Below are 24,954 nucleotides of genomic sequence, written 5' to 3' on the forward strand. Positions count from 1 at the left end.
TTATAATATTTCAGAAGATTGATTTTCATACTCCCTAATAAGTTTAGCACGTTTCTCACTTGCATCAATATTTAATACAAAAGCAATTGCGACAGATAATACCAAGAGGCTATTCCCACCTTGCGATAGAAAAGGGAATGTTACTCCAGTTGAAGGAATAAGACCAGAAATTCCACCGATATTAACAAAGACCTGCACCAAAAGCATGCCTCCTACTCCAATAGCCACCATTGAATTAAATGGATTCTTAGCACGAATCCCCACCAAAATAATTCGCAAAATTAAGAAAAAGAGAAGTGATAAAATCAAACTAGCTCCAACAAATCCAAATTCTTCTATGACAATAGAGAACACAAAATCTGTATGAGCTTCTGGTAGATAACCCCGTTTCTCGATTGAATTTCCTAATCCTAGACCAAACCACCCACCATTTACCATAGCATAGTAAGAATTTGCGAGTTGGTGTCCTGCACCTGCTAGGTCATTAAAAGGATTGAAAAATGCGCTAAAACGTTTGGCAACATAACCAAAGACCGGAATACGAGAGAAATTTTCAACCCCAACAAAACGAATTACAGATAGGGATAACATTGAACCACCTGTCAACAGAAGTAGAAAAGTCGTGAACCAGCGATAAGCAATCCCGCTAAGTGTATACATAATCAAGGCCACCAAAGCAAGGATAGTGGCATTTCCTAAATCTGGGAAAATTCCTAAGCTTCCAATTAATACGATTATAACGAAACGCCAGTCATTAAAAGCTCGAGGAATCCATTGGTTTTGGGTTAAAATCTGAAAATCGTAAATAGCTATTTCTTCTTGTTGTTTGGAAAAACGATGAGACAAATACCAAATAATAATAATTTTTAGATACTCTGCTGGTTGAATTGTTACAGGTCCTACTGAAATCCAACCGTAGGCTCCATTAACCGGAACTCCTATTAAACGTGCCAAAGCTAGTAAAATCATCTCTATGAACATAACAATAATAATCAGTCGTTCATTCCTTAAGAAACCTAGTTTTAACTTATATATTAAGGCAATCAAAATTAAACTAACTATCCAGAAAACACCTTGGTTTCGGACCAATTGAAGAGCACTTTTCCCTTCTTGAATTAGGGTTGCACTCGTCGTCGAATATACTACGATTAGCCCCAATACAGACAAAAGGAGATAAGGTATCAAAATGGAATAGTTTAACAGGTGCCTTTTACTAATTTTCATATCACACCACTCTAATAGGAACAAAGAAATTTGTTCCCAATTCCGTTTTATTTTCTAGTTTTGATTGCTATTATACCACTTTTTCAGAAAGAAAAAAACCCTTACCCTTAAGATATAAGATTTTCTCATAAGAAAAAGAGCGCTTGGCTCTTTTCCGTCTTATTCTTTTGAAGAACTGCTTGAGCTTGAATCTCCACCACCAATGTATTGAGTAAAGATATTTTGGAAAGCTTGATCTTTAACTTTAATATTTGCAGCTTGCAACTCTTTTCCGATAATACTCTGAACAAATGATGAATCATTTTGTTTTTGAGTAAGAATAAGCGTCTTCAATTTTTCTTTATAGTCATCAATGTTAGATGACTTTTCTGTTTTCTTAGTGAGTTTTACAATGTAATATTGACTGCTGTATGCCTGAGTACCAGTAGCTGTAATGACATCAGAAATGCCGTTAACATCCAAGGCAAAAGCTGCTTTCTTAACTTGATCTGGTACCTCTGTTGAAGCTGAATCAAAAGTGATTTCACCACCGTTAGCTTTGGTTTTCTCATCAGTTGAGTTATCTTTAGCTAATTGAGCGAAATCTGCGCCACTTGCCTTAGCTTTTTCGAGGACTTCTTTCGCTTTATCCTCATTATCAAGACGAATGATTTGAGCCGTTACATCTGGAGTGTACTCGTCAAAGGCCTTCTTGTAAGCATCATCTGTCAATTCAGCTTCTGCTGCCTTCTTAACTGCTAATTCAACCAATTTACTTGTACGGACTTGAGCTTTACGTGTCTCAAGTGTCATGCCGGCACGTGAGAGTACATTTTGATAGCTGTCCCCATATTTCTTTTGTTCTTCAGCAATTGCATCTTCTACTTCTTTGTCAGTTACTTCTGACCCATATTGTTTTTCAAAAACATTTTGAATGGTCATGTTAAGCAAAACTTGTTGAGCTGCTTGATTATTCTTTACTTCCTCGAAGAACTGATGTTCAGTGATAACATCTCCTTTCATGCTGATAAGGTCTGCCCCTTCTGAACCTTTCGAACAAGCTGCTAAAGTTGCTACTGATAATAGTGTAATGGCACCTGCCAATAGTTTTTTCTTCATGTCTACTCCTTTGAGATAAGTGTTACTCTATCTATTTTACTATATTTTCTTAAATTATTCTGAAAATCATTCGCTAACAGGCAATTGAACCTCTGCTATATTTTTACGAAGCATGAGAATGCCGTCCCCTAAAGGTACTAATGTTGCAGTGAGTCCTGGATTGTCTAAGGTTGCATCAAATAGTCTTTGAAGACCACGATAAATGGTTCGCTGGCCACGACGAACCTCCATAATGTCCTTGGCAACATCACCACCTTGAAAAATATCATCCAAGACAACCACACCACCGACCTCCAAATGTTTGAGGATCTCTGGCAGAAAGACGATATATTTAGACTTGGCTGAATCCATAAAGACGAAATCATAGGACTCTGTCAGTGTAGATAAGACATCTACCGCATCTCCTTCTAGGAGAGTGATTTGCTTACGACTGTCAAACTGGGCGAAATTTTCCTTGGCAAAACCAATCATTTCTGGATTGCGGTCAATGGTTGTAATCTTTGCATTTGGTGCATGTTCAGCCATCAAGAGAGCTGAAAAACCGATAGCCGTCCCAATTTCCAGAATGTTTTTAGGTTGCATGGTTTCCATGAGAAAACGGAAATAAGCAACCGTTTCATGGGGAATAATGGGAATATTTTCCTTACGGGCAAAGTCTTCCAATTCTTTCAAAGAACCTGTAACTTGCTTTTGACGCTGACGCATCAAGTCCACAATTTCTTCCTTGACAACAGGGCGACGCATGTTATGGTTGGCATTTTTACTGTATGATTCAACCATCTTATGCCAATCCCAATTTTTCAACAAGGGCTTCAAACTCATTCAAACGACGTTCAAAGACTGCAAAGGCATCGTTGAGATAGTCTTCCTTCTCCATATCAACACCAGCTTTTCTCATGACATTAAGTGGATAGTCAGACTTACCTGCCTTGAGATAGTCAATATAGCGGTCACGGTCTTCTTGACTACCATGGACAATCTTTTCAGCCAGGGCTGAGGCTGCTGCAAAACCTGTTGAATATTGATATACATAGTAGTTATAGTAGAAGTGTGGAATGCGTGCCCACTCGTATTGGATTTCAGGATTGTCTTCCTTACTCAAACCATAATACTCTTGGTTCAAGTCTGCGTAGAGTTTATTTAAGAAATCGCTTGTCAAGACTTCACCATTTTGATCCGCTTGGTGAATCGCGTGTTCAAACTCAGCAAATTGAGTTTGGCGGAAAACTGTTCCACGGAAACCATCTAGGAAGCTATTGAGAATCGCAAAGCGCGTTGCATCATCTTCCACTTCTTCCAATAATTTCTCCGTCAAGATATTTTCATTGGTAGTTGAAGCAATCTCAGCCAAGAAGATAGAGTAATCCCCGTAAACATAAGGCTGAGTTTCACGAGTATAGCTTGAATGCATACTGTGACCTGTTTCATGAACAAGAGTAAAGAGATTGTCTAGATTGTCCTGCCAGTTAAGGAGCATAAAGGCATTTGTATCGTAAGAACCACCAGAGTAAGCTCCTGAACGCTTGCCTTGATTTTCGTAAACATCAATCCAACGCTCGCTGAAGGCACGTTTAACACGGCTCAAGTAATCTTCACCCAAGACTGCCAAGGCTTCTTCAGCTTTTTTCAAGGCTTCTTGGTAGGTAAAACTATATTCAACAGATGAGAGTGGTGTATAGACATCGTACATCTTGAGGTCTGAAATTCCCAAGATTTTTGAACGAAGTTCAAGGTAACGATGCAAGAGTGGCAAATGCTTGCGAACTGCTGCTACCAAATTGTCATAAACACTTTCTGGAACAAAATTTGCTGCGAGAGCTGCATGACGAGCACTCTTGTAGTTGCGAACTTTTGCACGATAGTTTTGAACCTTAACATTTGTTTGCAAGGTTTTGGCATAAGTATGTTGGAATTGCTCATAAGTTGCATAAAGGGCTTGATAGGCACCACGGCGAACCTCACGGTTTTTAGACTCCATCAAGCGCATATAAACGCCATGTGATAATTGTACTTCGTTACCATCTTCATCTTTAACAAATGGAAAGACGATATCTGCATTATCTAAAATAGCAAAGGTTTCACTTGCCGAACCAAAGATTTCTCCAGCTCCAGCCAATAATTCTTCTTCACGTTGTGAAAGAACGTGTTCCTTGCCTTGTAAAAGCTTGTCAAAATAGTGTTGATAAACCTGCAATTTTGGTTGAGCTTCTAAAAAGTCAGCATACTGCTTTTCGCTAATATCCATAAATTCAGGTTCATAGAATGAAAAAGCTTGGTCTAGCTGGCTATAGAGAGTCATTGCCTTAGCATAGTACTCTTGGTACTTGGCTTCACGTGTGTCTTGGTCATTTTTCATATGAGCATAAACGTAAAGCTTCTCCATTTGGCGTTCCATTTCAAGAGAAAATTCAGTGATTTCTAGAAGGCTATCCGCACTATCCAAGAGATGGCCTTCATACTGGGCTACTGTCTCCAATTGTTCTGTTAAATCTTTTAAGGCTTCTTCCCAAGCCTGGTCAGTTGGGTAAATCGTTGATAGATCCCATGTATCTTTTTCATTTATTTCATTTCTTTGTAATACCATTAGATTCCTCCATCCTTTCTATTTTACCATATTTTTCAAGAAATATTGCTGATAAAAGGCTGGTGGATAAAGCTTTTGCCAATCATTTTGAGGATTTTCTTGGTAATAGGTTTGAAAATACTGATAATAGCTGGTTAAGTCCTTCTCAATTTGGCAAAACTCACCTACTAATGGTCGAATTTGTGGATACCATTCTTTTAGCCCATAAGTCAGGAGATTTTCCCCCTTTTGATAGGCTTCTGCTTGCTCTTTCATCCAAATAGGATTTTGATAATAGAGTTGTTGCTGAATATAGCTACAGATATCCTTATCCTCAGAAACTGTAAAATGAGATATTTTTTGTTTCTTATAGGGAAGACGTAATATATCCAGTAGACTACCGTGACCATAGGGAAATTCCTTGATTTGATAATGGAGTTTGCCTCGAAGATCCTGGTGTATGAGATATTTGAGCCTTAAAAGATGTTTTTCCTTGTCTACTTCCCAAACATAAAATCCCATGTTTTGACTGAAATAAAGAAAACCTTCTTGCAGACGGGTCAAACGCTCCTTGAGCCACAGTTTTTCTCCCAGCAACCACAGTACTTGGTAACCCTGACTACGATAGCCCTCACTTCGCTCTTTAAGGACTTTTTGAGGCAAGGGGCTACACTGAACCTCTATAGCTAGATTGCCATTTACAAACACATCCGCAATCTGTTTAAGCTCTGGAATCGGGTATTCTAATTGCACCTCTGCCTCTTTTTCCAACCAGTGATAAAGGACTTCCTTATTTTTCAGATGTTCTGGACTTTCATTTTCAGAGGAAAAATCACAGTCTTTTAAGGTTTTGTGAGCAAAATGGGTCCGGACACTTGGTCCTTGACGCAAACGAAGCTGACCTCCACAAGCTGGGCAGGTGTATGCTTGCTTCTCAAGCTTATCCTCTAACACATTTACCAATTCTCCCCTAGAATCTCTCGCAACAAACATGATTCCCTCCTTTTCTATATTATTCGTAAAAAAGAAAAAAAGATCAGGAAATTTCCTAATCTTTATTCATGTTTATTTGATTTTTTTAGCTAGCATGGTCGCAAAGCGTAGTTGAATACGATTACCATTTTCATCGCGACGGTGCAAATGGCCTGGATTTTCATTGTACTTAACCAATTCCCAGTCCTTGTAATAGTCTGCCAATTCCCCTTCTCTAAAGGTAAATGGGAAGTTCACAGAACAAGGGTAATCTTCCGTATCCATAGCACAAACGATAAGATTATAACCACCGACCGTGGTATGCTCCTGCATATTTCGGATAATAGCTGGAATGCGGTCCGCTTGTAGAAACATGAGAACAACTGTTGAAACGATAAAATCATATTCTTGCCCAATACTGGCTGAATTGATATCGTAAAGACCAACAGGCATATCTAGGTCTTCCTGCTCAACAATGCTTTGCAAGATTTCAAGAGATAATTCATTTTGATCTACAGCTGTCACATCAAAACCATTCTGTGCAAGAAAGAGAGAGTTACGGCCCTGACCACAGCCCAAATCCAAGGCTTTCCCTGGTTTTACTGTCTGCATTGCCTCTAGGACCTCTGAATGAACAGGATTGGTATTGTATTTCTTAGGAAAATAATCCTCAGGTTTACAATAAAATTCCAAATACCATTCTACATCGTCTGTAGCAGCCTCTACTCGGTGCCAGGCTTGTGGTTGTGCCATTGGATTGTCAGCCCCTGCTTCAAAGAGGTGCTCAGCTAAAACCTTACCATCCTCTGTCAATTCAATAAACTTGAGAGTTCCTTTTAAAACAGTAATCTTGCCCCAAGTCCCAACCTTGGTATTGTGCTTTTGCTGAACAGCCTCTGGCATGGTCTCTTTAGTCCACAAAGGCATGCGTTTATAGGCAACTAGTTTTTCCATTTTCATTCCTCTTCTTAACGCTGGTTGACTGCTTTCATCACACGCGCGATATCGCGGTTTTGCTCACGTCGTTTGATAGACTCCCGTTTATCATAGTCATGCTTCCCTTTAGCTAAACCTAAAAGGAGTTTAGCGTAACCATCTTTGATATAGACTTTAAGGGGAACCAGGGTCATTCCTGTTCCTTTAGTCTCTTGTTCTAATTTTTGGATTTGCTTTTTATGGAGCAGGAGTTTGCGACGACGTTCTGGTTCCTGGTTCCAGATATTGCCCTCTTCGTAAGGAGCGATATGAACATTGCTCAACCAAACTTCTCCATTTTTTACTTGGGCAAAGCCATCCTTGAGATTGATTCGAGCTGCTCGTACACTCTTGATTTCAGTTCCAGTCAGGACCATCCCTGCCTCTAGCGTATCTACGATTGTATAGTCGTGACGCGCCTTTTTATTTTGTGCGACGACCTTTCCCTCGCCCTTTGCCATGTTTGGCTCCTTTCTTAGCTACTTCCTTGTAAAAAGGTTTCTTTCCTTTTTTCTTCTTGTCTTTTTGTGAATGCTTGCGCTTATCATTTGAGCGTCCTGATTTTCTCTTATCTTTCTTCTTATCTGAACGACGATTTGAACCACGCCCTCTGTCTTTGCGACCAGCTTGTTTCAAGCCTTTTTCAATCACATCAAACTCACTTGGAATATAAGAAAAGTCAATTTCGCCCGTCATCTTATCAGCTCTTTCAACTAGAATGCGAATCTGCTGACCTACACGGAAGGTTGTTCCTGATTTCTCCCCACGCAGGGTCAAATCACGCTCATTGAAATGATAAAATTCAGGTAGATTAGTGATGTGAACCAAGCCCTCAACTGTATTCGGCAATTCAACAAAGAGACCGAATTTAACAATGCTAGACACAACCGCATCGTACTCTTCGCCTACGTATTCTTCCATGTACTCAGCCTTTTTCATGGCTTCGACTTCACGCTCAGCCTCAATGGCACGACGCTCACGGTTGGAAGACTGGGTCGCAATCTCTGGAATCACTTGTTCAAAATGCTCAGCTATTTCCTTAGAACGGCCGTAATCACGAATCATACGGTGAACAAGAAGGTCAGGATAACGACGAATAGGACTAGTAAAGTGAGTATAGTAATCTGCTGCTAATCCATAGTGGCCGTGATTGTGCTCCGAATAGCGAGCCTGCTGCATAGAGCGAAGAAGCATCATGGACAATACATCTGCATAAGGTTCTCCCTCAACAGTACGCATGATGTCTTGAAGGGCCTCCTGGCTAATCTCACTGGCAGTCCCATAAATGCGCAAGCCAAAACTCGAAGCATAATCAATAAACTTCTGAACTTTTTCAGCCTTAGGCTCCTCGTGAATTCGATAGATGAAAGGTAGATCCAGCTTGCTGAAATGCTCGGCAACTGTTTCATTGGCCATCAACATGAAGGACTCAATCATACGCTCGGCAATGCCACGCTGACGAAGAACGATATCAACAGGCTTACCCTGTTTATCCACTAAAATCTTGGCTTCGTTGGTATCAAAATTGAGGGCTCCACGTTTCACACGCATGTTTTCTAGAGTTTCATGAAGCTTGGCCATAAGTTCGATACTAGGAACAATTTTCTGATATTCTTGTCTCTTCTCCTCGTCACCTGCTAGGATATCATTGACATCGCTGTAGGTCATACGGAAGCTTGTCTTGATAACCGTTTGTGTGATGGTGTAGTTGACTACACGACCATGTTTATCAATCTCCATAATGGCAGACTGGGTCAGGCGGTTAACTTGAGGATTGAGAGAGCAAATGCCGTTTGACAGTCGTTCTGGAAGCATTGGAACCACTCGATCTGTTACATAGACTGAAGTCGCGCGGTTAAGGGCTTCCTTGTCAAGGGCAGAACCTTCTGTCACATAATAGGAAACATCTGCGATATGAACACCAAGCTCCAGATTGCCATTTTTCAGAGCCTTGATATGCACCGCATCATCCAAGTCCTTGGCGTCAGCCCCATCAATGGTAAAGATAATCTCATCTCTTAGATCCAGACGATCTTCCATATCTTTTTGAGACGGAGCATCAGGCACACTTTCTGCTTCCTTAACAACAGCCTCTGGAAATTCTGAGACAATGTCCATAGACTCCAAAACCTCAAGAACATCAATTCCGACATCCGTTGAGTTTCCCACCACATCGAGGACACTAGCGACAAAGAAATCATGTTTCTTGCTTGGGTATTTATCGATAAAGACCTTGAGAACTTCGGTTCCCTCGAGTTTAAGGGCTGGTTTCTTAACATAGATCGGTTGACTGATTTTCTGATTTTTCGAACGGATGTAGCCAGCATACTTGGGCTTTTCCTGATCTAGAACGATTTGACCGACAACAGTTGTCAAACTGTGCTCTAGGATATCTATAATTTTTGCTTCTGCTGCTGTTCCCTTATTGCGGTCAGCGACTTTCTTAATCACGACCTCAACTGTATCACCATCAATAGCGTAGTTAACATCGTTTTTTCCTACAAAAAGGTCGTCCTCCTCGCCTTCCAGACTAACAAAGCCAAATCCATTTTTATGAGCATGAAAAATCCCCTTGAGAGTAATCTCATGTTTTTTCTTAATTTCTAATGTCAGACTACCATCTTCTTCAAAACGAATCTGGTGCTTCCTTTCCATTAGGGACAAGGTTTTAATCAACTCACGAAAATCCTTGGAACCGTCTTTTCCCAAAGCCTGAGCCAAATCATTGACAGTTACCTTTCCCTTATCTTGTAAATATTCTTTTATTCTATCTTTCATATTTTCTTTCTAGATTTTTAATTTTCTTTTACTGTAAAACCTTCTCAAATATCCTTTAGTACTCAATAAAAAATCAAAGAGCAAACTATAAAGCTAGCCGCAGGTTGCTCAAACACCGTTTTGAGGTTGCAGATGGAAGCTGACGTAGTTTGAAGAGATTTTTGAAGAGTATAAAAATAAAAAGAGGCAAAGACCTAGTCCTGCCCATTATTTTCTTATCTACTTGATAATACCGTCAATGCTAAGGCAATGGCTAGCCAGAAAAAGACTAAAATCCCTGTCAAACGCTGCATTACAGCTTCAAAACCGCGTGCTTTACTGCGTTCAAACAAATCACCTGAGCTGGCATCAAATACATTGCTGGATTGGTTTTTGGTTGGTTGCATGAAAATCGCAATCACAATCACAACAGATAATACTAATAAAATGGTTAATAATAGGTTATACATATCAAACTCCTTAAAATCCCTATTATTTTACCATAAAATCTACTTAGATTCAAGATGTAGGGTTACTTTTCTTTCCTTGGGACAATACTTTAAAACCTCAATCTTGTCTGGATGAGTTTTTGAGTTTTTACTGGTTAGGTAATTGATACTGCCACAAGAGGAGCATTTGAGATTAATTTTTACTCGCACTAGATTTCCTTTACTTTAATAATGTTCGAAATTGAAGAAGGTTAAAGAGACAACTAAAGGCAACACAAAGGCTTGTCGCATAAAAGACTGCATGGTAGCCAAATTGACCTGCTACTGCAGAACCTGCCATAGGTCCAACGACACCTCCCAGATAAAAGAATACCTGATTGAAGGCAAAGACCCTCGAAATACCAGCTTTGGGCGTCATCTTGCTGAGGAGGGCATTGACTCCGGGAATCAAGGCACCGGTTCCCAAGCCAAAGAGGAATCGATAGAGTCCTAGTTGAAGCGGACTAGAGGCATTGGCACAGAGAAGATAGATGATAACTGAATAAAACTGGGCTACAACCAAGAGACGATGATTGCCCACCTTGTCACCTAACTTGCCCATGACTCCTGCACTCATCATACTGGAAAAGCCCATACTGGATACAATCAAACCTGATACAAAGAGAAGATTCTCTGTCTGGCCTAAGTCGCGTACATACAGAGCTAAGATAGGGCCTATTGATTGGGCTGAAAATTGGATGACAAAACTGGTCAGAAAGAGGTTGATCAAAAGATAGGGATATTTAACTGATGTAAACAATTCCTTTGTTGGGATGGCCTTTTCCTTGGCTACTGGTTGAAAATCTTCCTTGATAAAGCAAATAGTCAAAACAGCAGCTAAAAATAGAAAACAACCAACCAGTAAAAAGACAGTACGAATGCCGAATAATTCTGCGATAAAGCCACCAATAAAGGGACCCGTTAGAGTACCTGCAACTACGCCTGTAGACAAAGTTCCGAGAGCAGAGCCTGATTTCTCCTTGGGAACCTGACTGGCTATCAGGGCTGTTGCATTGGGAACAAAACCCGCAAATACACCATTCAGTAAACGAAGAAAGATTAGCCAATAAATATTTGGCACAAAGGCCAAGCCTCCCATAGTAATGGTCATGGCCAGGCCAGCACGAATCATCATGGGTTTTCGACCGTATTTATCAGCAAGGATACCCCAGATAGGAGAAAAGAGCGCCGCAGAAATAGCAGAGACAGAAATAGCTAAGCCTGCATAAAAAACGACTTGCTCACTCCCTACACCTAGATTTTCCACAAAGATTGGCATAAAAGGCACAACTAAGGAAATACTGGCTCCTGTCAGAAAATTACCAAACCAGGCAATGCGCAAATTATCCTTCCAGTTAATCTCTGTCATCTTGCTTACCTCCCTCAAGCAGGGAGAATACCTGAGTAAGAAGCTGGTCTTGATTTCCATTGTTGTTTAAAATATGGCTGACCAAATCTTTCTTTTTCTCTAAAGGCCACTGGGCTGCCAGACGAAATTCAGCTTCATCTTTGGACAAGTGGTCCCTTTTCATTAAGCGTTCTACTTGGACATCTCGGTCCACATAGACCAACCAAGTCTCATCAAACCAAGAGACGTAGTCCTGCTCAAAAAGTAGGGGAATATCCATGAAGAAAATCTCTTCTGTCTGAGCCAATTGGTCTCTTAATGTAGCTAGTTCCTCACGGATAATCTCTCCTTGGATTTGCTTAGACCATTCTCGTTCTTCAGGATTTGAAAAGATAAGACTAGCTATGAGAGGGCGATTGAGTTCTCCATTTTCAAGGATGATTTCTTTCCCAAAGTGCTGTACTAGAGCCTGAAACAGACGACCACCAGGTTTCTGTAGTTGGTGGACGACTGCGTCGGCATCCACTACTTGAAAGCCTTGCTTTCTTAGAAAATTTGTCACGGTTGACTTACCAGAGGCAATTCCCCCAGTGATTCCGATGATTTTTCCCATCAGATCCTCCTTTGGCACTGAGGACAAAAATGGGTGCCTCGTCCACCTAGTTGGATTTTCTCAATGATGGTGCCACAACGTGAACATTCTTGACCAGCCTTGTCATAGACTTGGTGAAAATCCTGCATGGTTCCATCTTCTCCAAAGGCATTGGTATAGGTCCGAATGGTGGAACCACCTTTTTCAACAGCCTGTCCCAATACAGCAATGGTCTGGTCATGAATGGCAGTCGCTTCTTCTACTGTCAAAGTCTGGGAAGATCTAGCCGGATGAATCTGAGCTCGCCAGAGAACCTCATCCACATAGATATTGCCAAGTCCAGCTACCAAGGTCTGGTCTAGGAGATGGGATTTGATAGGCTTTTTAGACTTAGCTAGGGCAGCTTGAAAGACCTGCACATCAAAGTCTTGTTCGCTTGGTTCAGGACCTAATTTTTTAGAAATAAAGTAGGCTTCCAAAAGGTCAGGAGCCAAGAGTTCCATAGTACCAAACTTGCGTACATCCTCATAAACAAGCGTTCCACCGTCCTCAAACTGGAAGAAAATATGGGCATGCTTACGTTCAGGAACCTGGTCTGGATAGTAAAAATACTTGCCCTCCATCCGCAAATGGGAAATCAAAACCTTATCTGTCAGGCAGAAAAGCAAATATTTACCACGACGTCCCATTGACTCAACAACTTGACCAGGCACTTCCTTTCGAAACTCGTCCAAATCTGTCTTAATCATCTTGGGATAGCGAATTTCTACACTCGAAATCTTCTTTCCCAAAATCAATTTTTCCAAGCCACGTCGAACGGTTTCAACCTCAGGTAATTCAGGCATAAGTCCTCCTTCTGTAAAAACAAGAAGCAGGCATGAGCCCACCTCTACTTAGTATTCTTTTTCATTATAACCAAAGTCAGCCAAATCTAGCTTTTTATCGCGCCAGTTTTTCTTGACCTTGACCCAGGTTTCTAGGAAGACCTTGTCTCCTAGCATGAGTTCAATATCACGACGGGCCATACTACCGATTTTCTTAAGCATAGCACCACCTTTACCGATGATAATCCCTTTTTGGCTATCGCGCTCGACCATGATGGTTGCACGGATGTGAACCTTGTCTGTCTCTTCGTCTCGTTTCATAGAATCCACAACTACTGCGACAGAATGCGGGATCTCTTCACGAGTTAGGTGCAAGACTTTCTCGCGAACCATCTCTGAAACCAAGAAACGTTCTGGATGGTCTGTGATTTGATCAGATGGGAAATATTGGAAACCTTCGTCCAGATTTTCACTCAAAATATCCACTAGACGAGAGACGTTATTCCCTTGAAGAGCTGAGATAGGAACGATTTCCTTAAATTCCATTTGGTTACGGAAATCATCAATCTGAGACAAAAGCTGGTCTGGGTGAACCTTATCGATCTTGTTCACCACCAAAATGACAGGAACCTTGGCAGCCTTGAGACGCTCGATAATCATGTCGTCCCCTTTACCACGCGCTTCATCAGCAGGTACCATGAAAAGAACTGTATCCACTTCACGAAGGGTACTGTAGGCAGACTCAACCATAAAATCTCCGAGAGCTGTCTTAGGCTTGTGAATCCCTGGTGTATCAATAAAGACAATTTGTTCTTTATCAGTGGTGTAAATTCCCATGATTTTATTGCGCGTTGTCTGCGCCTTGTCACTCATGATGGCAATCTTTTGCCCCATAACGTGATTTAAAAAAGTTGACTTCCCAACATTGGGACGTCCTAAAATGGCTACAAAGCCTGATTTAAATGTCATAATTTCCTCTTACTGTTTAAAATATTAGATCCCAAATCCGTGGGAGAAAAATCAATGCGCCTGTTAAGGCCGCGAAAAGAGAGACTACTAATACCGCGCCAGCTGCCATATCCTTTGCATTTTTAGCCAGCATGGAAAAGTGATAGTGACTGGCCAAATCCACTACATTTTCAATAGCAGAGTTAATAATTTCAAAGGCTACTACCAAGAAAATGCTCAATAGTAGAAAGAGCCATTCGATTCGTGATACCTGAAAAACAAAACCTGCAAGAATGACTACAAGAGCCGTCACCGCATGTTTTCGCATATTGCGTTCTTCCTTTATGGCAGTAAAAATTCCTGTAAGAGCAAATTCTAAACTGGATATCAGGTCACGATTTTTCCATTTTCGTTTATTGTCTTGTGAGTCCATAGGCTGTCAAAATTTCTTCTTGTAAACCGAACATCTCCGCTTCTTCTTCCGGAGTGTAGTGATCATAGCCGTTAATATGTAAAAAACCGTGTACTGCCAAGAAGCCCATCTCACGCTCAAAGCTATGGCCATATTCCTCGGCCTGCTCATGTGCCTTATCGATAGAGATGAACAATTCCCCAATATAGGCATCAAACTCAGACATCATCTCTGCCAAGTCCGGATTTTCAAGCAAATCTTCCTCGTCAAAGGCAATTTCCAACTCTGGTTTATATTCAAGGCTGATAACATCTGTCGGACGGTCTGTGTCACGGTACTCCAGATTAAGTTCATGACTACGTTCATTGGTCACAAAAGTGACTGCCATCTCCTTGTCTTCTTTTCCTAATTTTTGGGCTGCAAATTCCAAAATTTCTTGGGTTTGTTGCAACATTTCTTTTGAAACTTGACCAGTTTCATCTACCATTTCAATATACATGTGCTTCTCGTTTCTCTTTACTTGGCTTTATTATACCACATTTCCATGATTTTATTCTACCTTTTTGATATAATACTATGGAATACAATCACAAGGAGAGAACGATGTCATTTGACGGATTTTTTTTACACCACATGGTTGAGGAATTGCGAAGAGAATTAGTGAATGGTCGCATTCAGAAAATCAATCAGCCTTTTGAACAAGAGTTGGTCTTGCAAATCCGCAGCAATCGCCAAAGTCATCGCCTGCTCCTTTCTGCCCATCCAGTTTTTGGACGCATTCAGCTGACCCAAACGACTTTTGAAAATCCAGCTCAACCTTCCACCTTTATCATGGTTTTGAGAAAGTATTTGCAGGGTGCCCTGATTGAGTCGATTGAGCAAGTGGAAAATGACCGTATTGTGGAAATTACGGTTTCTAATAAAAACGAGATTGGAGACCATATTCAGGCTACCTTGATTATCGAAATTATGGGGAAACACAGTAATATTCTACTGGTCGATAAAAGCAGTCATAAAATCCTCGAAGTTATCAAACATGTTGGCTTTTCACAAAATAGCTACCGTACCTTGCTTCCTGGATCGACCTATATCGCTCCGCCAAGTACGGAATCTCTTAATCCTTTTACTATCAAGTACGAGAAACTCTTTGAAATCCTGCAAACACAGGAAACGACAGCTAAAAATCTTCAAAGCCTCTTTCAAGGTCTGGGACGCGATACGGCAAATGAATTGGAAAACATTCTGGTTAGTGATAAACTATCTACTTTCCGTAACTTTTTCAATCAAGAAACCAAGCCATGCTTGACTGAGACTTCCTTCAGCCCAGTTCCTTTTGCAAATCAGGTGGGAGAGCCTTTTGCCAGTCTTTCTGATTTGTTGGACACCTACTATAAGGATAAGGCTGAGCGCGACCGCGTAAAACAGCAAGCCAGTGAACTCATTCGTCGTGTTGAAAATGAACTTCAAAAAAATCGACATAAGCTAAAAAAACAGGAAAAAGAGTTACTAGCAACAGACAATGCTGAAGAATTTCGCCAAAAAGGAGAATTGCTGACAACCTTCCTCCACCAAGTGCCTAACGATCAAGACCAGGTTATCCTAGACAACTACTATACCAACCAACCTATCACGATTGCGCTTGATAAGGCTCTGACTCCCAACCAGAATGCCCAACGCTATTTTAAACGGTATCAGAAACTCAAAGAAGCTGTCAAATACTTGACTGATCTGATTGAAGAAACAAAGGCAACCATTCTCTATCTGGAAAGTGTGGAAACTGTTCTCAACCAAGCTAGGCTGGAAGAAATCGCTGAAATTCGTGAAGAATTGATTCAAACAGGTTTTATCCGCAGAAGACAACGGGAAAAAATCCAGAAACGCAAAAAACCAGAACAATATCTAGCAAGCGATGGCAAAACCATCATCTATGTCGGCCGAAACAACCTACAAAACGAGGAGCTAACCTTTAAAATGGCCCGCAAGGAGGAACTTTGGTTCCATGCCAAGGACATTCCTGGAAGCCACGTTGTCATCTCAGGCAACCTAGATCCATCTGATGAAGTCAAAACAGACGCAGCAGAACTTGCAGCCTACTTCTCTCAAGGTCGCCTGTCAAATCTGGTGCAGGTAGATATGATTGAAGTCAAGAAACTCAACAAACCAACTGGCGGAAAACCAGGCTTTGTCACTTACACAGGACAAAAGACCCTCCGTGTCACACCAGACCCCGAAAAAATCTCATCCATGAAAAAATCCTGATTTTACTTGAAATCAGGATTTTCTTTTGCATTTTACTCTGCAATTAAGGTTTCCAATCCAACCTTCATCATATCTGTGAAGGTATTTTGGCGTTCTTCTGCAGTTGTGTCTTCATCTGGATTGACCAAACTATCAGAGATAGTCATGATAGCAAGGGCGTCAACATGATGTTGGGCTGCCAAATAGTAGAGAGCTGCTGCTTCCATTTCCACAGCCTTGACTCCCCATTTACCAAGCTCGATATTCTTTTCAAAATAGTTTGAATAGAAGACATCAGATGACAAAACGTTCCCAACGTGGGTTGTCATACCGAAATCTTTAGCGATATGATAGGCCTTATCTAACAAATCAAAGCTAGCAATTTGTGGAAAATCATACTGTGGCCAGTCATTACGGACGATGTTTGAGTTGGTTGCAGCTGCCTGCGCCAAAACCAATTCACGGACATGAACGTCTTCATTCAAAGAACCTGCAGTTCCCACACGAATCAATTTTTTTACTCCGTAGTCAACAATTAACTCACGCGCATAAATCGAAATAGATGGCATCCCCATCCCAGTTCCCATGACAGACACACGGTGACCCTTGTAAGTACCAGTGTAACCAAACATGTTTCGCACTTCGTTAAAACAAACAGCATCTTCAAGGAAGTTCTCCGCAATAAATTTAGCACGAAGAGGATCCCCAGGAAGAAGAATTTTATCAGCAATTTCACCCTGCTTAGCAGCAATATGGATAGACATAGTTAAGATATAAAGGGCGACAGAGAACAAAGTAAAAATAGGAAACTGACGAAGCATCGTAGATGCTAGACAGTTTATCTTTTTTACACAGTTCTCCGCCCGTATTCAGTTCAGCAAATACGGTTTACCCATCCTTTCTTTTTTTGTTATGAAAAGTTTTCCGATCGTGTTCAAATCAGAACACACGCTCTACCTTTCTTTATTCTAAATGTGATAGTCAAAAGGATACCAAACCCGTCAAAAAGCGAAGGGAAAATAGGAGTTGGGTGCAGTGAGCGATGCTCGCTAGACCAACTATCTTTTTCCAACTGCTTTTAGGGGGGCAATTCCTTTCTTTCTTAATTTTTATGATATAGAAGAGAACAGTCCGAGTTCAATTCAAACCAGAACTCCCCTTCCTTTCTGAATTTCTAGAAAAGTTTTCCGATCGTGTTCAAATCAGAGCACTTCACTCTACCTTTCTATAATTTTTTAAGTTTTAAATAGAATCTTGACTTTTGATACTAATCGTAAATTATAGGTACTCTTTTTCAAATAGACCTATAGTTGTTCTGAAAAAAGCTAAAGGCAAACTATAAATCGCCTTATTGTATTCCGACACCATCTCATTGTAGTGTAATTTTTGATTTGCAACCAGTACTTCTGATTCTTTTATTTCCGCTATCAAATCCTTGATACTTTGATCAGCAGTAACACTGGTATCTCTTTCAATCTGTTCTAAAATTTTATTCTTCGTATCTTCTACAATAGAAGAGTGTTCATGTCTGGAAGAAGTTCCAGACTCTCCATAAAATTTACGCTTTGACTCCGAATGATTTGCCTCATTTTCATCGTTTGTAGAATTGTTGACAGATCGCTTTTCTTCTAGTAATTCTGAAGTGCTTTTTCGAATGGACATTTTTAATTCATGGTCCACAATCTTATCCGTTAATTCACGAAGCTGGATAATTAATTTTTCAACATACTGTTCTTTAATTTCAATTGCACTATAGGAAGACCGAATATACTCTTTTAAGTTAATAATTTTATGATATTGAAACAGAAAGACTATGATCAGATAACTCAAAACTGCTAAAACAATTGATGCTCCTTGAAATGGCTCGTAATTGGTTTCACTACCAGAATTATTAAAGGCAGCAAAGATAAATAGCCAAACCAAGGTTAGGAGAACAATTATCAAAACCCCACGGATAATTCGAAAAAATGGATTATTAAATAAATTTGACATCATACCCTCTTACAATTCAGCAAGAATCGCTTTAAGCAAGCCTTTGAAGTCGCCTTTAACACGTTCAGTCACTTCTACAACTTCTTCGTGGTTGAGTTCTTCTTGGAATCCAGCTGCAAAGTTAGTGATACATGAAATTCCCAGAACTTTCAAGCCTGAGTGGGCTGCCACGATAACTTCAGGAACCGTAGACATACCAACTGCATCTGCTCCAAGTGTCTTATAGGCGCGAATCTCTGCAGGTGTTTCATAAGTCGGACCAGTTACACCGATATAGACACCTTCATCAAGCTTGATACCAAGTTTCTTAGCCACTTCATGGGCAGTAGCACGGTATTCTGGTGTATAGGCTTTAGACATATCAGGGAAACGTGGACCAAAATCATCCAAGTTTTCACCCATCAATGGGTTTTGACCTGTCATGTTGATATGGTCTGAGATAGCCATCAAAGTACCAGGCCCATATCCAATACCACCAGCAGCATTGGTTACAATGACACCTTCACATCCAAGAACTTTCATGACACGAACTGGGAAAGTCACAACTTCCAGAGGATTGCCTTCGTAGAAATGGAAACGCCCTTGAAGAGCTAAAACCTTGCGACCTGCAAGTTCACCATATACTAATTTACCAGCGTGACCGACTACTGTTGAACGACCCCAGTTTGGAATTTCTGCATAATCTACTACAACTGGATTTTCGATCTCTTCTGCAAGTTCTCCAAGTCCTGATCCAAGGATTAGACCGAACTCAGGCGTTTGGATTCCCTTATCCTTCAGGAAAGCAGCTGTCTCATTGATTTTGTCTAAAAACGTCATTGTGTGTCTCCTTTATTATTTTTTAGCATTTGACCGATTTTGTCAAAAGTTTTAGCATTGCGAATGGTGATTTGGCGGTAGAAAGGCATCTTGAGTAAGTATTTGTGATAGGCTGTTTCGTAGTATGATTCTTCGGAGTATTTTCCCCAGAAAATCCCAAGTCTTCCAAAATAAACAACTTCATCTTTCAATTCCAAACTTTCAACTGTCTCAATGACTTGAGCCACATCCAAGCCCTCCGTGTAAAAGAGGACATCCTTTCGTGCCAAATCTTTAGTCCACCATTTAGGTAGATTTTCAAGTTCCGCTTCATAGTCTTCATGACTCAGCAACGAAAAGCTCTGAATAAATGGATAATGGATTTCAAAGAAAGACTCTAACTTTTCAACCAATTGGGCTTTGGGATCTGTCGAAGTAAAGAAAATATTGCCACTGTTGATGTAGGTTTCAACCTTTCCCAGTCCCAACTCTGTCAATTCTTGACGAAGTTGCGCCATGACAACCTTATTCTTTCCACCGACATTAATGCCCCTAACCAGTAAAGCATAGCGCGTCATCTTATACCAATTTATCTAAGAAACTTTCCCCAATCATGGCAGTTTCCACATCAAAGTTATCCGCAACTGTCGCTGAGATATCTGCAAAATGTCCAACTGGAATGACACCATTTCCCTTAAAGCTAGGGCTGTAAACTAAAAGTGGGATATATTCACGAGTGTGGTCTGTTCCTACATAGGTTGGGTCGTTTCCGTGGTCCGCAGTAATCAAGAGAAGATCATTTTCTCTCATGGCAGCAATAATTTCAGGCAAGCGCTCATCAAACTCATGCAAGCAATCACGGTAACCATGAGCATTGCGACGGTGGCCGTAAAGGGCATCAAAGTCAACTAAGTTTGTGAAGGAGAATCCTTTTTCAAACTCAGCAAGTCCCATAGTCTTCAATAATGTATCAATTCCGTGGCTGTTTGACTTGTTGTGGCCCATATCATGGTTGATACCCGCACCGTTAAAGATATCATTGATTTTACCAACAGCATAAGTATCGATGCCAGCTTCGTTCAATTTATCCAAAACAGTTGGTGCAAATGGAGATACGGCCAAGTCACGACGGTTTGCAGTACGAGTGAAGTTACCTGGTTCACCTACATAAGGGCGAGCAATGATACGACCTAGAAGGGCTGGACGCTCAAGGGTAATCGAACGTGCATATTCACAGATACGGTACAATTCATCCAAAGGAATAATGTCTTCGTGGGCAGCAATTTGCAAAACAGGATCTGCTGAAGTATAGATAATCAACTCTCCAGTTTCCATCTGACGTGGTCCAAAATCATCGATAACAGCTGTACCTGAGTAAGGTTTGTTGGCTTCACGAATGACCTTACGTCCTGAAAATTCTTCGATTTTTGTCAAAATTTCTTCTGGGAATCCATTCCAGAAAGTATCGAAAGGTTCTGTAATGTTAAGGCCCATGATTTCCCAGTGTCCAGTCATGGTATCCTTACCAAGAGATACTTCTTCCAATTTTGTTGCATATCCTGTTGGATTGCTTTCAGCTGGTACAGTCTTAAGAGGGGTTTCACGAGGAATATTTCCCAGACCAATTTTAGCCATGTTTGGCACATTCAAACCAACTGTTTTTGAAATGTGTCCCAGTGTGTCAGAAGCACCATCTGGAACCCCTGCATTGACAAAGTTATTAGCATCTGGTGCAGCACCGATTCCCACAGAATCTAGTACCACCAAGTGAATACGATTAAATTTTGACATAATGTGTCTCCTTATTATGTTGATTAGTTTGCTTTTGTTGAAGTTAAAATCTGAACCCCATCTCGTCCAGCAACGATGACCTTATCAACCATTTGGTTGAATAATCCGTGCTCTACAACACCAACGACATGGTCCAATTCTTGTCCGAAAGCAATTGGATCCTCGATGACATCCAAGGCAAGGTCAATGATAAAGTTCTGCATATCGGTCACAAAACGTTGGCCATCTTTTTCACGGAAGCTTGGTTTGTAGCCAGCTTGCTCAAAACGACGAAAGACCTGTTCTGCACCATACTGAACCACTTCTACTGGCAATTTAAAAGCACCTAGTTTCTCAACCAGCTTGCTTTCATCCACCACCCAAATATATTCTTTTGAGGGCGTTGCGACAACCTTCTCCATCAGAAGGGCACCACCACCGCCTTTAATTCCGTTAAACTGACTATCCACTTCATCCGCCCCGTCGACTGTCACATCAACAAAGTCTACTTGGTCAATAGACTTGAGTGAGATATTAAGCCCTTCAGCCTGTTTACTAGTCACACTAGAAGTCGTTACAGCTGTAATCTGCAATCCTTCTTCCTTAATACGACGACCGATTTCTTCGACAAAATAATAAGCAGTAGAACCCGTTCCCAGTCCGACAACCATGCCATCCTTGACAAACTCAGCAGCCTTGATACCTGCCATTTTCTTCAGATTTTCCACTCAAACACCTCCATTAAAGAGCTACTTTTATTATAACATGTATCCGTTTTTATTTCATGGATACACTGGAAAAACCCGAACATTTTTATTTCGGGTTTTGATGTCCTATTTAACCATATCAGGATCATAATCATAGAATCCTGTATCAAGGAATCGATTTTTAGGGTGAAGTTTGCGTACTTCTTCATCCAGCAAGAAGGCTTGGTCATGGCTAAAGTTACCCTCTTGAATCAAACTACGCGCTTGGATAAAGAGTTTTGCAATCTCAACAAAGTTCTGACCAGGAGTGTAGAGCCCTTCTAGTTTCCAGTGAGTAAATCCATGCTCTACCAATTCTGTCAATTTTGTCATCAAATCAAGATCGTTATTGGCAAAGATGTGGGTACCATGATTGTCTTCAAAAATGGAATAATGGCTCTCAGGGTCACTTGGCTCTGCCAAGAAAAGGTCACGCTTGCGAGTCTTTTCATCATCGATATGCGTGAAGTTATAGTAGTTTTGCAAGAGCGGACGCTTAGAATGGTGAATAATACTAGCTCCATAAACCAACACTTCAGCAGGAATTTCCAAAATCTCTGGCATTTTGAAGAGTTCAGCAGATGGAATTTCACGCGCCAAAACAGCCTCAGAGGCACCAGCCTTTTGTCCCCAGAAGTTGATCTGACGACTGCTTGTCACCATGGTTGAAGCATCGTAGATGGTCTTAAATGAATAACCATCGCGGTTGACTACGTAAAAGACACCTGCATCCCCAATTGTAATGTAGTCTGTCTTGATTTCTTCCAAGAAGTCCAGGAAAGGCTTGATACGATCCATCATATCTTGGTGCATGAGGGCATTGACTGCAACGATCAATTCCTTATCAGCATCATGAACCAGCTTAGCGATTTCACGCAATTGGTCATGACTAAAGGTCGTTGGCAGACGAAGACCAAAATCTTTCTCACCGACATAGATACGGTCTACGCCAGCTTCGAGCAGTTGTTTAACTTGTTCAATACTTTCAGCAGTTGCTGTAATGATAATCTTTTCCATAAGAAAAATTATACCACATTTCTCAAAAATCAGCTATGAATACTGGGAATTTTACAAAAAGTGAGGCTTATTTTTAACTTTTGAAATTAAAAAGTGAACAGTACCAGCACCGTTCACTCTCTTTTTATGCATGTGTTTCTTCAACTAGGTATCCATCGTTCATCACATAAACACGGTCCACCTTATCTAGAAGACGAGTATCGTGCGTAATCATCACTACTCCTCTACCTTGCTCATTTGCGATAGATGCTAGCATATTTGTTACTTGATAGGCCCTCTCTGTGTCAAGACTGGCTGTCGGTTCATCTGCAAGCACAATGCTTGGATTGTTATAGAGCGCTCTAGCTATCGCCGCACGTTGACGTTCGCCACCCGATAGAGCCTTGGGATAATGATCTTTTACTTTTTCCAAATCCAACAACTCAAAGAGCCCTTTTCGATCACTTTTACTATTTTTTCCCTTATCTAGTCTGTCAATCAAATCCAGCTGTTCCTTGACCGTTAGAAAAGGAATTAAGTTTGAAGCCTGAAGAATAAAGCCAAACTCTCTAAAACGGAGCTCTGTTTTCTCCTTCTCCGTCAAACTGCCTGTTTCCTTCCCCTTTACCAAAATCTTTCCACTCGATGCTTCCTGAAGTTGTCCTAGAGTTGTTAGAAAGGTCGTCTTTCCAGAGCCTGAAGGCCCAACGATAGCTACGAACTCTCCCGCATTCAGCTGGAAATTCGTCTCATGCAGGGCCACGACTTTCATCTTTCCTTCCCCATACGTTTTTGTCACTTGAGTCATTTCAATTAATGCTGTCATACTATTCTCCTCATCATTCTGCAATCGCAGTAATCGGGTCCACCTTTAGCAAGCGTGGAAGTGAAATGACGCCACCTAGCATGGCCATCAAGCAAATCACAAAGCTTAGGACAGAATAGGCTAACCAACTTGGGTAGAAAAAGAAGGTAGCTGGCAAGACTAAAATCACTCCTCCAATAGCCAGCAAGGCTAAAGCAATCCCCATAACAGCTAGGAGGAAGATTTGACAGAAAAGAGACCATACAATGGTTTTGATCTGTATTCCCTGAGCCCGCATTATTCCATAAAGTCCTAGTTTTTGGATGGTAATGATATAGACAAAAATCCCCACAATCAAGCCTGTGATGACAATCATAGCGAGAATCATCCCTGAAAATACATTAACTTGAGGTGTGTAACCAGGAATTTTCGATATCATTTTTGGAATAGAAATCTGTTTCAGTCCATCACCAGCCAATTCTATATCATTTTTCAATACCAAGGCAGAGATCGATTTATTAGATTTTAAAGTTCCTTGTAAGGTCCAATAAGTTGTCAGACTCGTAAAGACAACAGGCTCGGTGAAAAATTTATTTCCTTGAGTCAGGCCTACAATCTTGTAACTTGCCTCGCTTCCATTGAGCTGAATGTCATCACCTAGCTTGATTCCATAATTCTCAAAGGACTGATCCACAACCACCTCGTCGTCCCCTTCAGGATAACGCCCCTCCTTCAAACTAGGTGAAATAAAAGAGTCCCACTCCTGAGCAAAGATGGAAACATTGACCTTTTCACTATCATCGACTAGATTGGTCACAGCGAACATATAACCCAATGGAGCTGCCTCTTTAGAACTCTTATCCTTATAGTCCTTTTCAGGAATAAAAGATGCCGTCAAATTATCATTTGCGTAGTCAGATAAAACCACACCCGTCGCTTGCCAATTATCAATAGCGGCTCGGTTGTTTCGCACAAGACCAAGAGCTAAACTGGTCATAAAAAAGACCATGAAAGCGATAAGAAAAATGGTAGTTAGAATCAAACTATATCGAAGTTTGTTTTGTAATATTTCTTTGATAGCAAGATACATGCTTATCTCCTTTAACTTTTCCAAGTGGTATCGGTTAGACACCCCACTACTATAAAAATAGGAGACAGAAAATCTGTCTCTCTATTCAAAACAAATCTCACTAATCAAATTAAATAAAATCAAGAAAATAAGGAAACAAATTTTCGTAAAAAAGAATCATTTAGTAACTCTATTCCCTTGCAAATATAAGTAATTATGAATATTAATAAATATTAGGTGTCCACCGATCTTATCATTTTCACATTATGGTGTCAAGAAAAGTGATTTTGAAAAGGGACTTTATTCTTTTTGTAACCTTTCTGTAATAATTATCTGCTG

26 protein-coding genes are annotated in these 24,954 nt (G+C 40.7%); 1 reads left to right on the forward strand and 25 read right to left on the reverse strand.

The window, feature by feature from the left end; all coding sequences use genetic code 11:
• The 16 genes from MK482_RS03000 to ybeY all read right to left on the reverse strand — a co-directional run bounded on the left by MK482_RS03000 (position 1) and on the right by ybeY (position 14,700).
• Positions 1-1,224 carry an FtsW/RodA/SpoVE family cell cycle protein gene (locus MK482_RS03000; RefSeq protein WP_125452167.1) on the reverse strand — a complete coding sequence of 408 codons (1,224 nt, stop codon included), beginning with the start codon at positions 1,222-1,224 and terminating at the stop codon, positions 1-3.
• Positions 1,225-1,383: 159 nt separating this feature from the next.
• The gene (prsA, locus tag MK482_RS03005) at positions 1,384-2,322 is read right to left on the reverse strand and encodes a peptidylprolyl isomerase PrsA (protein WP_268717935.1); all 939 of its coding nucleotides are present in this window, start codon (positions 2,320-2,322) and stop codon (positions 1,384-1,386) included.
• A 66-nt stretch (positions 2,323-2,388) separates the two neighbouring features.
• The gene (locus tag MK482_RS03010) at positions 2,389-3,102 is read right to left on the reverse strand and encodes an O-methyltransferase (RefSeq protein ID WP_268717936.1); all 714 of its coding nucleotides are present in this window, start codon (positions 3,100-3,102) and stop codon (positions 2,389-2,391) included.
• Position 3,103: 1 nt separating this feature from the next.
• A complete protein-coding gene (pepF, locus tag MK482_RS03015; RefSeq protein ID WP_268717937.1) occupies positions 3,104-4,906 on the reverse strand; it encodes an oligoendopeptidase F in 1,803 nt (600 codons plus the stop codon).
• 18 nt (positions 4,907-4,924) lie between these two features.
• Entirely contained in the window at positions 4,925-5,878 is a 954-nt protein-coding gene (locus MK482_RS03020; protein WP_268717938.1) for a competence protein CoiA, read from the reverse strand.
• A 72-nt stretch (positions 5,879-5,950) separates the two neighbouring features.
• Positions 5,951-6,811 (reverse strand): SAM-dependent methyltransferase TehB, encoded by an 861-nt coding sequence (gene tehB / locus MK482_RS03025; protein ID WP_268717939.1) that lies wholly within the window; start codon positions 6,809-6,811, stop codon positions 5,951-5,953.
• A gap of 14 nt (positions 6,812-6,825) precedes the next feature.
• Positions 6,826-7,293 (reverse strand): SsrA-binding protein SmpB, encoded by a 468-nt coding sequence (smpB, locus tag MK482_RS03030; RefSeq protein ID WP_001051750.1) that lies wholly within the window; start codon positions 7,291-7,293, stop codon positions 6,826-6,828.
• Complete coding sequence (gene rnr, locus MK482_RS03035) at positions 7,256-9,610, reverse strand: ribonuclease R (RefSeq protein WP_268717940.1); 2,355 nt, start codon at positions 9,608-9,610, stop codon at positions 7,256-7,258. Before rnr ends, smpB begins: the two co-directional genes overlap by 38 nt.
• Positions 9,611-9,825: 215 nt before the next feature.
• Positions 9,826-10,059 (reverse strand): preprotein translocase subunit SecG, encoded by a 234-nt coding sequence (secG, locus tag MK482_RS03040; protein WP_000282517.1) that lies wholly within the window; start codon positions 10,057-10,059, stop codon positions 9,826-9,828.
• Positions 10,060-10,098: 39 nt separating this feature from the next.
• A complete protein-coding gene (rpmG, locus tag MK482_RS03045; RefSeq protein WP_001809104.1) occupies positions 10,099-10,248 on the reverse strand; it encodes a 50S ribosomal protein L33 in 150 nt (49 codons plus the stop codon).
• Between the two features lie 10 nt (positions 10,249-10,258).
• Positions 10,259-11,446, reverse strand: a complete 1,188-nt coding sequence (locus MK482_RS03050) for a multidrug efflux MFS transporter (RefSeq protein WP_268717941.1) — start codon at positions 11,444-11,446, stop codon at positions 10,259-10,261.
• A complete protein-coding gene (gene coaE / locus MK482_RS03055) occupies positions 11,433-12,038 on the reverse strand; it encodes a dephospho-CoA kinase (protein ID WP_268717942.1) in 606 nt (201 codons plus the stop codon). Before coaE ends, MK482_RS03050 begins: the two co-directional genes overlap by 14 nt.
• Positions 12,038-12,862: a DNA-formamidopyrimidine glycosylase gene (mutM, locus tag MK482_RS03060; protein ID WP_268717943.1), complete on the reverse strand. Its 825-nt coding sequence runs from the start codon at positions 12,860-12,862 to the stop codon at positions 12,038-12,040. Before mutM ends, coaE begins: the two co-directional genes overlap by 1 nt.
• A gap of 48 nt (positions 12,863-12,910) precedes the next feature.
• Positions 12,911-13,810, reverse strand: a complete 900-nt coding sequence (era, locus tag MK482_RS03065) for a GTPase Era (RefSeq protein ID WP_023947229.1) — start codon at positions 13,808-13,810, stop codon at positions 12,911-12,913.
• A gap of 16 nt (positions 13,811-13,826) precedes the next feature.
• On the reverse strand, positions 13,827-14,222 hold the full coding sequence (locus MK482_RS03070; RefSeq protein ID WP_000378165.1) for a diacylglycerol kinase family protein: 396 nt from the start codon (positions 14,220-14,222) through the stop codon (positions 13,827-13,829).
• Complete coding sequence (ybeY, locus tag MK482_RS03075; RefSeq protein WP_049502508.1) at positions 14,203-14,700, reverse strand: rRNA maturation RNase YbeY; 498 nt, start codon at positions 14,698-14,700, stop codon at positions 14,203-14,205. Before ybeY ends, MK482_RS03070 begins: the two co-directional genes overlap by 20 nt.
• A gap of 104 nt (positions 14,701-14,804) precedes the next feature.
• On the opposite strand from ybeY, the gene pavA reads away from it, so the two are divergent.
• Entirely contained in the window at positions 14,805-16,460 is a 1,656-nt protein-coding gene (pavA, locus tag MK482_RS03080) for an Rqc2 family fibronectin-binding protein PavA (RefSeq protein WP_049502507.1), read from the forward strand.
• A gap of 32 nt (positions 16,461-16,492) precedes the next feature.
• Here the strand turns inward: pavA and deoD are convergent, their stop codons facing one another.
• The 9 genes from deoD to MK482_RS03125 all read right to left on the reverse strand — a co-directional run bounded on the left by deoD (position 16,493) and on the right by MK482_RS03125 (position 24,636).
• On the reverse strand, positions 16,493-17,203 hold the full coding sequence (deoD, locus tag MK482_RS03085) for a purine-nucleoside phosphorylase (RefSeq protein ID WP_136937659.1): 711 nt from the start codon (positions 17,201-17,203) through the stop codon (positions 16,493-16,495).
• Positions 17,204-17,717: 514 nt separating this feature from the next.
• Positions 17,718-18,431 (reverse strand): LemA family protein, encoded by a 714-nt coding sequence (locus MK482_RS03090; protein WP_136937652.1) that lies wholly within the window; start codon positions 18,429-18,431, stop codon positions 17,718-17,720.
• 9 nt (positions 18,432-18,440) lie between these two features.
• On the reverse strand, positions 18,441-19,250 hold the full coding sequence (locus tag MK482_RS03095; RefSeq protein ID WP_218757617.1) for a purine-nucleoside phosphorylase: 810 nt from the start codon (positions 19,248-19,250) through the stop codon (positions 18,441-18,443).
• The gene (locus MK482_RS03100) at positions 19,247-19,807 is read right to left on the reverse strand and encodes a DUF1697 domain-containing protein (protein ID WP_268717944.1); all 561 of its coding nucleotides are present in this window, start codon (positions 19,805-19,807) and stop codon (positions 19,247-19,249) included. Before MK482_RS03100 ends, MK482_RS03095 begins: the two co-directional genes overlap by 4 nt.
• A 1-nt stretch (position 19,808) precedes the next feature.
• The gene (locus tag MK482_RS03105) at positions 19,809-21,020 is read right to left on the reverse strand and encodes a phosphopentomutase (RefSeq protein ID WP_268717945.1); all 1,212 of its coding nucleotides are present in this window, start codon (positions 21,018-21,020) and stop codon (positions 19,809-19,811) included.
• 23 nt (positions 21,021-21,043) lie between these two features.
• Entirely contained in the window at positions 21,044-21,727 is a 684-nt protein-coding gene (rpiA, locus tag MK482_RS03110; protein ID WP_268717946.1) for a ribose-5-phosphate isomerase RpiA, read from the reverse strand.
• A gap of 105 nt (positions 21,728-21,832) precedes the next feature.
• Positions 21,833-22,762 carry a peptidase U32 family protein gene (locus tag MK482_RS03115; protein WP_268717947.1) on the reverse strand — a complete coding sequence of 310 codons (930 nt, stop codon included), beginning with the start codon at positions 22,760-22,762 and terminating at the stop codon, positions 21,833-21,835.
• Between the two features lie 124 nt (positions 22,763-22,886).
• Positions 22,887-23,567 carry an ABC transporter ATP-binding protein gene (locus MK482_RS03120; RefSeq protein WP_268717948.1) on the reverse strand — a complete coding sequence of 227 codons (681 nt, stop codon included), beginning with the start codon at positions 23,565-23,567 and terminating at the stop codon, positions 22,887-22,889.
• Between the two features lie 13 nt (positions 23,568-23,580).
• Positions 23,581-24,636, reverse strand: a complete 1,056-nt coding sequence (locus MK482_RS03125) for an ABC transporter permease (RefSeq protein ID WP_268717949.1) — start codon at positions 24,634-24,636, stop codon at positions 23,581-23,583.
• Between the last annotated feature and the right edge of the window lie 318 nt (positions 24,637-24,954).

This window comes from Streptococcus mitis (genome assembly GCF_026782865.1).
GTDB classification, from domain to species: Bacteria; Bacillota; Bacilli; order Lactobacillales; family Streptococcaceae; genus Streptococcus; species Streptococcus mitis_CG.